At 74.0% G+C, this 10,842-nt stretch carries 9 protein-coding genes; 7 read left to right on the top strand and 2 right to left on the bottom strand.

Annotated features, from left to right (window positions below; genetic code table 11):
* On the top strand, window positions 1-490 hold a 490-nt coding region (locus ACIRD3_RS37690), incomplete at its 5' end, for a hypothetical protein (protein WP_402225901.1).
* A 146-nt stretch (window positions 491-636) separates the two neighbouring features.
* On the opposite strand, the gene ACIRD3_RS37685 is transcribed toward ACIRD3_RS37690, so the two are convergent.
* Both ACIRD3_RS37685 and ACIRD3_RS37680 read right to left on the bottom strand, forming a co-directional pair.
* Entirely contained in the window at window positions 637-1,452 is an 816-nt protein-coding gene (locus tag ACIRD3_RS37685) for a relaxase/mobilization nuclease domain-containing protein (protein WP_402225898.1), read from the bottom strand.
* Window positions 1,449-1,787 carry a hypothetical protein gene (locus ACIRD3_RS37680; RefSeq protein ID WP_402225897.1) on the bottom strand — a complete coding sequence of 113 codons (339 nt, stop codon included), beginning with the start codon at window positions 1,785-1,787 and terminating at the stop codon, window positions 1,449-1,451. Before ACIRD3_RS37680 ends, ACIRD3_RS37685 begins: the two co-directional genes overlap by 4 nt.
* A gap of 935 nt (window positions 1,788-2,722) precedes the next feature.
* Between ACIRD3_RS37680 and tap the strand changes: the two genes are divergently transcribed.
* The 6 genes from tap to ACIRD3_RS37650 all read left to right on the top strand — a co-directional run bounded on the left by tap (window position 2,723) and on the right by ACIRD3_RS37650 (window position 10,815).
* Entirely contained in the window at window positions 2,723-5,155 is a 2,433-nt protein-coding gene (tap, locus tag ACIRD3_RS37675; protein ID WP_402225894.1) for a telomere-associated protein Tap, read from the top strand.
* Between the two features lie 77 nt (window positions 5,156-5,232).
* Window positions 5,233-5,778 (top strand): telomere-protecting terminal protein Tpg, encoded by a 546-nt coding sequence (gene tpg / locus ACIRD3_RS37670; RefSeq protein ID WP_402225891.1) that lies wholly within the window; start codon window positions 5,233-5,235, stop codon window positions 5,776-5,778.
* 97 nt (window positions 5,779-5,875) lie between these two features.
* On the top strand, window positions 5,876-6,088 hold the full coding sequence (locus ACIRD3_RS37665) for a hypothetical protein (RefSeq protein ID WP_402225890.1): 213 nt from the start codon (window positions 5,876-5,878) through the stop codon (window positions 6,086-6,088).
* Window positions 6,089-6,289: 201 nt separating this feature from the next.
* Window positions 6,290-7,735: a zinc ribbon domain-containing protein gene (locus tag ACIRD3_RS37660; RefSeq protein ID WP_402225888.1), complete on the top strand. Its 1,446-nt coding sequence runs from the start codon at window positions 6,290-6,292 to the stop codon at window positions 7,733-7,735.
* A 98-nt stretch (window positions 7,736-7,833) separates the two neighbouring features.
* Window positions 7,834-8,757, top strand: coding sequence for a hypothetical protein (locus tag ACIRD3_RS37655; RefSeq protein WP_402225886.1), 924 nt, complete (start codon window positions 7,834-7,836; stop codon window positions 8,755-8,757).
* A gap of 36 nt (window positions 8,758-8,793) precedes the next feature.
* A complete protein-coding gene (locus ACIRD3_RS37650; RefSeq protein WP_402225883.1) occupies window positions 8,794-10,815 on the top strand; it encodes a hypothetical protein in 2,022 nt (673 codons plus the stop codon).
* Window positions 10,816-10,842: the final 27 nt, after the last annotated feature.

Raw genomic sequence — 10,842 nt, 5'->3', positions numbered from 1 at the left:
TCGGAAGGGGGCGGCAGACCCCCGGACGACACCAGCCGAATCCCTTTCAGGAGGAAACACCATGAAGCGTTCCGCAGCCGAGAACCTGGTTGACGGCTTCAAGCTGTGCTCGATGAGCGGTCTGATCACCGGCATCTCGGAGGGCACCCGCGCGGACGGGAGCGTCTGGGTCCGCGTCGCGGTTGATGTCACCCGGTTCCTGCCGGGCTACCAGGTGACCGGGAACGTGCGGCACACCTACCTCACGGTGTGGGCGGACGACGTCACGGCCGAGGAGCTGAAGGACCTTCCGCGCAACCGGACGATGCTTCAGAAGCTCGTGCCGCTGAAGCGCATGGTCACCGTGGATGTCGCCGACATCCGGGGCGGGTCGTACGAGAACAAGGAGGGGAAGCGCATCCACACGATCGAAGTCACCCCCGTGCACCTGACCCTGAACCCGCCCGCCGAGAACTACACGGTCACCCTCGACGCCGGTACCGAGATCTGACAGCCGCCGGGGGCGGGGAACTCGCAAGAGCCCCGCCCCCGGCACACCCGCCCGAAGGGCAGGGGCCCGCCCGAAGGGCAGGGGCCCGCCCGAAGGGCAGGGGCCCGCCCGAAGGGCAGGGGCCCGCCCGAAGGGCAGGGGCCCGCCTACAACTGCCCCGCCACTTCCCGGGCGGGGGGTTCTTCCTCCAGGTCCCCCCGCAGTTCGTTCCAGCTCAGGTCCTTAGCGACCTTGGAGGCCGCCACCCAGATCTGTGCGCCCACCGCGTCCAGCCATCCGGCGACACTGAAGGAGTAGCCCCGCATCTCGCCGGCAGGGGTGGTGTGCGCCCGCCAGAGGACTCCGGCCTCCTCCAGCGCCTGCTCGAACGCGGGCCGCCCGCCAGCTGCCGCGGTGTCGCGGGCGACCCGCACCAGGTACCGGACCCGTTCGCGCTCCGGCTGCGTGCTGCCGCGCCGTTCGCTGGCGGTGCGTTCCTGCATGGTGATCTGAGGGGCGATCCGGTCGCTCCGCAGCTCCGCGTTGACGAGCCGGTGCCGGCGTTCGATGCCGCGGACGATCGGACGGGATTTCCTGTAGTCGAAGCCGTCCGGGATCAGGGTGCCGTTCCAGGCGAGCCGGCTGATGGTCAGGTGGATGTGGTCCTCACCGTGGCGTACCGCCACCCACGGGCAGCGCCCGTAGCCCATCGCCTGGACGTAGTGCTCGGCGATCCGCCCCCACTCGGCGTCGTCCATGATCCGGTCTTCGGGGGCGGTCCGAAGGGCGCATCGCCAGATGGGCTTGGCCAGGCCCTGGCGGTAGGCGGTGTGGCGGTCGATCATGTCCGCGACCTGGCTGGCCGTGCCAGGCACGTTGCCTGCCACCAGGCGGGGGTCGACGTGTTCCTCCCGCCGACCCGGACCGAAGTCGTAGCGCAGGGCCGCTGTGGCCCGGCGCCCCTTGGTGATCTTCGCGATCACTTGGCCCCCTGACGGGGCTTCCGCCCGGCAGGCTCCATGCCGCGAACCGCCATGGCGGCGTCCCCTATACCGGCGATCGCCTGCTCGATGTCCGCTCCGGCATGGCCGCCAGCACGCAGAAGCCGCATCAGCTCATTGAGCTGAGCAGCCGCCTGCACCAGTTGCTCGTACGCGGCCTCATTGACCTCCGGAACCCTGGGCACATCACCCGGGACCCCGGGGTGGCCCTGCAGGGCCTCCTCCACGACCGCCCGCGTCCACGCCCCCAGCTCCTTCCGCTCGGTCGCATCACGCGCCGCCTCCCAGCGCTTCAGTTCCTCCTCGTTGAGACGCACACTCACGCAGTGCTTGCGGGCACGACCAGGTGTCCCCCGAACCACTTCCGGTCCTTCCTCTCAGGCAAGACGGCGCCACCTCGCGCACTCGTCGGCGGCACGGGACGGCCCTGCCGCAGACGCGGCCGCCAACCAGCCTACGGACACACAGAACCGGACCACAGGTCAGAGTGAGGGACCCTCAGAAACCCATAAGCGAAGCGCATTGACATAGCTCGCTCTTTTTTGGTCGTACAGGGGGCGGGTCCGGGCGGGCCAGCCGGGGCCGGGCGGAGGTCGCCACGCACGGGCGGCCCGTATGGCCAGCGTCCGGCCTGGCAGCCGCTGGCGGGGCGTCACGGGCACCCCTGCCCATCTCCGCCGGCTCCGGGAAGCCGGGTGGCCGGTGCCAGCGGGTCTGTGCCGGTGACCGGCGCGCTCGGGCGGCTTATGCAGGAGGGCAGCCTTTCGTTTCAGACTGCGCTCCCAGACGAGCCGGCGCCCGGCAGGAGTGGGTGAGAGCGGCTTGCCCGGCCCCGGCCGACGGCCCGTCCGCAGTCCGGGCGGCGCTGAGTCCCGCGCGATTCGTGCCGTCGGGCAGCACCGAGGAACCGGCCGCTGCGGACGCTCGGACTGCTGTCCCAGGAGTCGTTCACCTTTCTCCTGTCCTGTGCCGGCCTGGCTTGTCCCGCACTCAGGCACATGCCTGGAACGGCCGCGCCGGGCCGGGTCACCGCAAGCTCTTCACGGCCCAGCTCCACGGGGAAGACCGGCCTCGAGCAGACCGCCTGGAACTCCGGCCCGGTGAGAGTGGCCCTGCCTGCCAGCGCGGCCGTCCTGCCGCGCTGGCATGGCGTCCGGCGCTGCGCCCGCCTGGGGCGACTCGGCTACACCCCTAGCGATGTGCGTTCCAGAAGTGACTTTCAGGCTAGGGTGTGTGCCGTGGAGGTGTGGTCGTGAGTGATGACCTGTTCTCGGCGATCGACGCGCTGCTGGAGCGTCCGCGGCCGGTGGAAGACCTGCCTGTGCCGGCGGAGCGGGAGCGGCTGCGCAAGCTCGGCGAGTACACGCAGGAGGAGCTGGCGGCCGCGCTGAAGACCCGCCGGGAGACGATCGTGCGCTGGGAGGCCGGGGCGACGGAGCCGCGGCCTCCCAAGCGTGAGGTCTACATCCGGTTCCTGGCGACGCTCGCGCTGCGGCACGGCACGGTGGAGCCCACCGAGTGGCTGCTGCGGGCGCAGGCCGCCGGCCTCGTCCCATCGGCCTCTGCGGCTGAGCCCACGCCCCCGTCCGCGCCGACGGCGGCCGTGCCTGTCCAGGCGGCCGTCTCCCCCGCAGTCCCGCCGGCGTTCGGCGGTCAGCAGGACCAGGCCGTTGAGCTCGACCGGACCCCCGTCGGGGACCTCGTCTCCGGGGCCCCGGAGCCGTGCGTGCGGTGCGGGCGCCCGACCCCGTACCGCGCCGGCGGCCGTCCGGTGCACATGGGCGGGTGGTGCGCGAACGCTTCGGCGCCTGCGGCGTCCTCCCCCGCTGTCTCCCAGCCCGCTCCGCCCGGCCCGGCAGCCCTGCCCGCCGGTGCGGCCCGCCAGGATGCTCCAACGGCCGCGCCGCGACCCACCGCGGCATCACCCCAGCCCGCGGCCCCACGGGCCCGTAAGGCCGCGGCGAAGAAGAGCGCCCCTGCGGCGGGCCCGGCCGACTGGGAAGCGGCGGCCGCGGCGCGCTTCCCGTCCGGGCCGCTCGCGGTCGTGGACGCCTCCCCGGACGGCCGGGGCCTGGCCGCGTACCTGGCCGACGGCAGCCCGGCGCCCACCGCGCCGGGCGGACGCACGCTCGCCGACGTGGTCGAGTGGGCGCTGGAGACCAGGCTCGGCCAGGCACGGCTGCACCGGCACGGCAAGGACGGCGACGCCCTGGTCGTGCTGACCGACGCCGCACTCGCCGAGCTCGGCCTGCCGCCGATGGGCCGGGACGAGAAGACCGAGTTCGTGCCGCGCCTGGGCCGCCTGCCCGACGCCCACAAGCAGGTCAAAGCCCTGGCGAAGGCCGGCTGGCTGCTCACCCAGCGCGGTCTGGGCCCCTGGGCCCGCGTCTACCGCGCCCCCGAGGACGGCAAGCGCGTCTGCGTCCAGCTGTGCGTCCCCGCCTGGGGCGCCCTCGCCTCCGGCGGCTGGCAGATCCCCGACGGCCTCGGCGCGCCGGACCTGGCCCGCCTGCTCGGCACCTACGCCACCCGCGTCCTCACCCCTCGCGGCTCCACCGCCGTCTGCGGCCTGGAGCTGGTCACCGCGCTACGCCCGCCCACGAAGGCGGTGCGCAGCGAGGCCGGCTGGTCGTCCGGCGCTGTGGAGGGTTCACGGCCCAGGGAGGCGTTCGACCCGGCGCCGCCGGAGGTCCCGGACGTCCATCCGCTGGCCGAAGGGCGCGAGGCCGGCGGGGAGCTCGTCACGGAGGCGTGGGACTGGCACCGCCCCCTCGGTGAGGAGGAGCGGGTGGCTCAGTTTGCGGTCGGCCTGGATGTGAACATGGCTTTCCTCGCGGCCGCGGGCCGGCTGACGCTCCCCCTCGGCGGGCCGGTGCACGAGCTCCGGCCGGTCTTCGACAAGAAGATCCCCGGCAGCTGGCTGGTCGACCTGTCGCATGTGGAGACCGATCCGCTGCTTCCGAGCCCGTTCACGCCGGACGGCTCCCGGCCGACCGCGCCCGCCTGGTACTCGACGGTGAAGGTCGCCTACGCCGTCGAGCTCGGCGCCGACGTGCGGCCCGTGGAGGGCTGGCTTCGCCGCGAGTGCGGCCCCTACCTCGACCCGTGGCACAAGCGTCTGCGGCAGGCCTATCTGGACACCATGGCCGGCCTCGGCGTCCCACTCGACCTCGCCGGGCAGGATCCGTTCGCCTTCCTGGACGCCATGGCCCGGCTCGGGCAGGGCGATGCGGCGGAGCTGGCGGTGCTCCATGCGGTCAAGCAGACCGCCAAGGGCACGATCGGCAAGTTCCGCGAACGTCCCCGCGGCCACGGCTACAAGCCCGGCCAGCGCTGGGCCGCCCTGGAGCGCCCGACCTGGGACCCCCTGATGCGGGCCCTGGTCATCGACACCGCCACCGTCAACTTCCACCGCAAGCTGCGCAAGATGGCCGCCGAGACCGGCCTGCACGCCTTCGCCGTACTCTCCGACTGCGCCGTCTTCGCCTCCTCCGGCCCGGACGCCCTGGACGTCCTCGCCCGCCCCGACGGCACCCTCACCACCGCGCTGCGCCTGGGCGTGTCGCCCGGGCACGTGAAGTTCGAGGGCTCCCGGCCGATGCCGGAAGTCCTGGAGCTGCTCGCGGACGGGGTCAATCCCGGTCGGCACATCAAGAGCGGTGGCCGGGTCTCCCACGACGAGTAGCCGGACCGGCGAGCGGGCCCGCACCATGACCATCAGCCAGCAGGAGCCGCCGCTTCGGCGGCCGGGAAGGAAGCAGCGTGAGCCGGGAGATCGACGAGGGTCTGGAGCGCGCCGAGCGGACCCGTCCGATCCCGCAGTCCGTCCAGGCCCGGATGCGGTTCCTCCTCAGAGGGGCCAAGGGCTCGACCAAGCGGCTCGCGACCGACCTGGGTGTCTCCCAGCGCACCGTGCAGCGCTGGCTCAAAGGGCAGGCGGTCCCGAAGCCGGCTGCCGCCGAGGCCATCGAGAGAAAGGTCCGGGCGGCGTGGCAGCCGCGAGTGAGGCAGCGTGTGCGGCGTGCGGCCGAGCAGCGGGGATTCATGCTGCACATCTCCGCGACGTTCGGTTTCAGCGCGGCCGGGGGCTCCACGGACGACCCCCGTCCCCGGGTGATCACGCAGCAGATGCCCGGTGAGGTGGCACGCCGTCTCTACGCGGCGCGGGATGCCGGGGCGCCGCAGGCGGAGCAGGAGGCGTTGCTCGCGGACGCCTTGCGGGAGCACTACTTCGGGGACGGCGGGCGTCGCGCCGCCGGGCTCGACGTCGAGCTGAACGACATCGCTTGGATGGACGTGGAGCTGTAGGGCTGCGGGGTCGTGTCGCGGGGCCCCGGCCGAGCGGTTCCGTCGGATGTTGGGCGGTCCGGCGGCGGACGGTGCGGGAGCTGGGAGACTGGCGGCCATGAGTTCTGGCCGGCGCCCGTTGTGGCTGCCCTCCTCCGAGCAAGCCGACGTCACGACCGTTCCGGCGGACGGCCAGGCCCGTCGGCTCGCGGTCGAACGTGCCCCGGTCATCGAGCGGCCCGTCGTCGAGCGGCCCGCCGTGCCCGCTTCGCGCCGTCGTCTCGGGCCCGGCGGTCTGGCCGCCTGGGCGGTACCGGACGACCGGGACTGACCCGTCGAACCCGTACCCGGGCGTCCGCGGGTTCGGTCTCGGTCTGTCTCCGCGCGTGCTGGGTGCGCGTCTCTTCGCGGCCGTGCCGTCCTGGACGAACTGCCGGACGAACCGCGCTCTCCGGACGGGCCGACGGTGTGTCAGGGCGGGGTCGTCAAAGCGGTCGTGGCCTGTCGGGGCAGACGGCTACGATCCCCGACCATGGAACAGAGTTTCGACTCGCGCGGAATCGGCTCCATCGGGGGAATCGACGCACGGGGCTCCGGCCCCTCAGACGCAATCGACGCGCGGGGCTCCGGCCCCTCACGCGAAATCGACGCGCGCGGAATCGACACCTCCGAGGAAAAGGACGCGCGGGCAATCGCCCCCGCCGGCCCCGGGCCGTCGTGCCCGGAGTGCGGCAGCCCGTTGCGGGCCACAGGCCCCGGCCGCCGGCCCGTCTACTGCGGCCGCTCCTGCTCTTCGAAGGCCTACCGCCGACGTCGTGCCGAAGGGCAGCGCAACGCCGTCGCGGAAGCCCTCATTTCGTCGCGCGTCGAAATTCCGGACCCGGCGGAGGCCGGCGACCGGGAGCTGCTGGGCTTGGCCGACGGCATACGGCGCAGCGTGGCCCGCTATCTGGAGCGGCTCGATGAGGCCGGCCGGGGTGGGCCGGACGCGAGTGGCGAGCGGGCGCTGGGCCTGTTGGAGAGCAGTGTCACCAGCGCGACGCAGGCCTTGGTGCGCAGGGCTCACGTGCTGCGCCACGAGATGGTGGCCGCCCGCGTGGAGGGCGCCGCCGGGGAGGACTCCGCGGGCCCGGCGGCCGGCGGTGAGGGCGCTCCGATGGAATCGACGCGCGTCGGATCGGCTGGTGTCGCGGCCCGCGGCGACGGCCTCCTGGAATCGGCTCGCGTCGATTCGAGCCGCGCTCCGGCCGCGGCCGCCCCGTCTCCCGCGCCCGCCGGAGCCGGCGAGTCGGTGCCGGAGGAGGCCGACCCCGTCTCCATCCCGGACCTCGCCGCCGCGACCAGCGTCGACGAGGTCCCACCGGAATCGACGCACGTCGATTCCGGTGGCCCCGTGGCCCGGGTTACCCCCACCCCCGCGCAGGCGGCGGGCGACGCGTCGGCACCACCGGCCTCCACTGCCCGGACGGCGCCGGCGGGTGCGTCCGGTGGGATCGCGGTAGCCCCGGGCGGCTCCGCCCCGGAATCGACGCGCGTCGGATCTGAGGTCGATTCAGGAGGCGCCTCGACCGCCGCCGACACCCCTTCCGATTCGACGCGCGTCGGATCGGCTGGAGTGTCTGTCGCGCGGACGGACACCGCCGGTTCCCCGGAGCGGCTGCGCCTGGCACTCGCCACCGAGAGGACGTCGACCGCTCCGGTCCTACGCGGCCTGGGTGCCCCGACCGCCACCTGGAGCGCGCAGAACGGCGCGTTCCTGATCGAGGGCTGGGACGACCGCACCGTGTTCGCCGTGCGCAGGCGGGACCGGCAGCTGGCCGGATGGGTCGAGACGTCCGGCGCAGGCTGGGCGTCGTTCATCGACGGCCGGGCGGTCATCGACTCCGACGACGGCCTGCCCTGGCTCGCCGAGGACGAGACCTACGCGGTCTCCTTGCTGGCGATGGCACTCGACCAGCACGGGGACCGGCCGGCTTGAGCGGAACGGGCCGTACCCACTGATGCGGCGCCCCGGAGCGGGACGCTGATGCGCCGTCACCATACGCTGGCCAGTGAGGATCACCGGAAGGAACCGTTGTGACAGATGCCAGGATCGAACCCCCGATAGACCGGCCCGGTACCGACGGGTCCGTCGCCGCCGAGGTACCGGAGGCGGTGTCCGCACCGGAGGCGGCGGACGAGCCGGGCGCCACGGACGAGCCGACCTCCGCCTTCGGCGACCTCGTCTACGACGACCTGCACAGCTCCTTCGGCGCGTTCCGGCTGTACCTCTCCGAACGCCTGTCACCCGACGCAGCCGACCTCGTGGCCCGGGAGTTCGACGCCCACATGGCTGCCCTCGCGAAGACCCGGGCCGCCCTGGGCCTCGACGACGACGTCCCGGCCCCGTCCGAGCCGTCCCAGCCGTTCCAGCCGCCGGTGCCCGAACGGACGGACCTCGCGCGGGCGGACAAGGTGTTCCCCGAACTGGCCCGCCGGTACAAGGGCGCGTTCAGCCAGGCACAGCAGCAGATGGCGCAGCACTACGCCAGGTCCGAGCCCGGGCGGGCCTGGCAGGACCTGAGGAAGGCCGTGAAGGGCCCCGACCGGATCAGGGAGGTCGTGCAGAAGGTCGCCGGGGACCACTACCCGGAGATCTCCAAGGACAGGCGCTGGCGGGAGTTCTTCGGATCCGTGCTGCGGGACACCGCCGACACGGTGTCCAGGGCGACGGATCGGCTGGCGCAGACCTTCGAAGCCGACCGGGTGACCCAGCGGCTGCTGACCAGGTTCGCGACCGCGGCCCGCGAATTCGCCGCAGGGCGTCAGGACGGCGCGGCGGAGCGGTCCGCTCCGGCCGCGGCTGCCGAGCCGGCCGCGGGCCGTGCCCAGGCCGACCTCGCCTCCGTGGGGGTGAAGCCGGTGGCCGGTGTGGCCGCGCCCGCGGCGGTGCCGCCCGATCCGGCCCGGCCCGCGCCGACGGCCGCCGGGCCCGCCCGGGGCAGCGGTGCGGAGATCTGACGCCGGCACACCGAGGGGACGAGGGAGGGGATTGACGTGATCGACCCGTACGAGCGGGTGCACAGCGGCGAGGTCGAGATGGCCGTCGCCAACAGCGCCGACGCGATGGTCAAGCTGGTCCTGACACTGGCCACCATGGCCGCCGAGAACGCCGCCCGGGCGCGCCGCGAGCGATGGGAGCGAGAGCGGGAGGCGGCCGCCGAGAAGCACTGGCGCGAGCGCGCCGCCGCGGAGCCGTGGCTGCGGGCGCCCTACGACGAACGGTTCTGGGACGAACTGGAACCGACTCCCGAGGGGATGCGCCCGCTCGGCCAGGCCTGGCAGACGGCCTACGAGTGGGGCGGCTCCGATCCGCAGGCCGCCGCCGCGCTGCACCACATGCGGGCCAGGATCCAGGAGAAGTTCGGGCTGCTCGTCCCGGACGAGATGCTGCCGGTGCAGGACCTCTCCCGCGCCATCGCCCTGTCGGACCCGAACCTGCACGAGAGGGCCCGGGCCGGCCGGGAGGAAGCCGCCGAGATCGGTCAGACCAGCTATCTGTACGTCATCGAGGACCCGGCGTCGGACACCCAGCTGGCCACCGGCGAGGTCCGCGGGCACGACTGGGAGGCTCCCGACCTCGTCGCCGCCCACGCCCACGAGCAGTGGGCCGCCGGATCGGACGCGCCGCTCGGCGACGGCGTGGTGATCCGCGTTTACGAGAACACGGGCGGTCCCGTCGGCGGCCGGGACCCGCTCGCCGTGGTGGAGGCGCGGCGGGTTCCGGAGCTCCTCGACGCCGAGAGGGAGCGCCAACGCCGGGTGGTCGCGGGCACGCAGGAGGCCGGCGCCGCGGAGGTCCTGCACGCGGTCGGCGCCGAGCACCGGCGGGCCGGTGAGCGGGCGGACAGGTGGCAGGAGGCGCGGGACCGCCTGGCGGACACGGATCCGGCCGAGCTGCCGGAGGGGGAGCACGCCCGGCAGGTCGACGCCCTCCAACGGGAGGTCGTTCGCGAGCGTCTGCACCAGGCGCGGCTGAGCCTGCACGGGCAGGCCGTGGCGGCCGAGCAGCGGGGTGAGGACCCGGACCTGGTCTACGCCGGCGCAGCGCTGCGCGCCCGGCTGGACCAGGGCTGGATGGCCGAGGCGAGCCCGGCCGAGGCCGCCGGGGTGTGGAGCGAGGTCAACGGCTGGCAGCCCGGGGCGGCCCGGGACCAGGCGCTCGACGCGGTGAACGGACAGCTCGTCAACCACTACGGCATCGAGCTGCACGGGGACGTCGACCGGGCCGAGGCGGCGCGCGCGTTGGAGAGCATGGCCGACGTCGAGGACAGGGGCGAGCCGGACCACGTGCGCCGGCAGGCGCTGGAGCTCCATCGTCGGGCACTGGAGAAGAACGAGCAGGCGCTGCGGAACGAGGACAGGATCGCGCAGATCAAGTCGGGACCGCCGCCCTTGACTCCGGAGGCCGCCGCCCGGCAGGAGGCGAGGATCGACGGCCTGGCCAAGGGTGCCGACCAGTTGCGGGCTTCGGCGGACATCGACAGCCGCGCCGCCGTCGTCGTCGAAGCCCAGGCCGACCGCCTGGCGGCGAGCGATTCGAGCGACCCGAGCGCCCTGCCACCGGGCGTGACCAGGGAACAGGTGGCCGAGGCGCACCAGAGCGCCTGGGGCGACGACCCGGTGTGGGCCGGGTACTCTACCACACCGCCGACCGCGGGCACCGCCGCCGGCGCCGGGAGCGCGCCGCCCGCCCCGGAGGGGCCGGCCACCCCCGCGCCTGCCCCCGCACCGGCTCCGGCCCAGGCGGCCCCGGTGGGCCCGGCGCAGGCCCGGGCCGCATCGGCACCCGGGCGCCGCCGGGGTTCCCAGAAGGCCCTCGAAGCCAAAGCCGGACGGGCAACACCGAAACTGTCCCCGCAGGCACGGAACGCGCTCGGTCCGACGAGCAAGGAAGCCAGAAGTCGCATCGACCAGTCCTTCGGACGGACCCCGGCGGCGTCCCCGGCTCCCCCGGGCCCCGCGGCTCCCGGGGCGCACCGCGGCACGGCCAAGGGCAAGGGCAACGGCCTCGGGTAGAGGGACGGACGGCGGCGGGTGCCGGGA

Origin of the sequence: Kitasatospora sp. NPDC093550 (assembly GCF_044764985.1) — a bacterium.
Taxonomy (GTDB): domain Bacteria; phylum Actinomycetota; class Actinomycetes; order Streptomycetales; family Streptomycetaceae; genus Kitasatospora.
The sequence above is the reverse complement of the archived record's forward strand: the minus strand, read 5'-3'. Positions and strand labels throughout refer to the sequence as shown.

Bases quoted from the DNA above. Each gene is read 5' to 3' on its own strand.
- ACIRD3_RS37665 (WP_402225890.1), top strand. From the start codon at position 5,876: ATGAGTTCTGGCCGGCGCCCGTTGTGGCTGCCCTCCTCCGAGCAAGCC.
- ACIRD3_RS37660 (WP_402225888.1), top strand. From the start codon at position 6,290: ATGGAACAGAGTTTCGACTCGCGCGGAATCGGCTCCATCGGGGGAATC.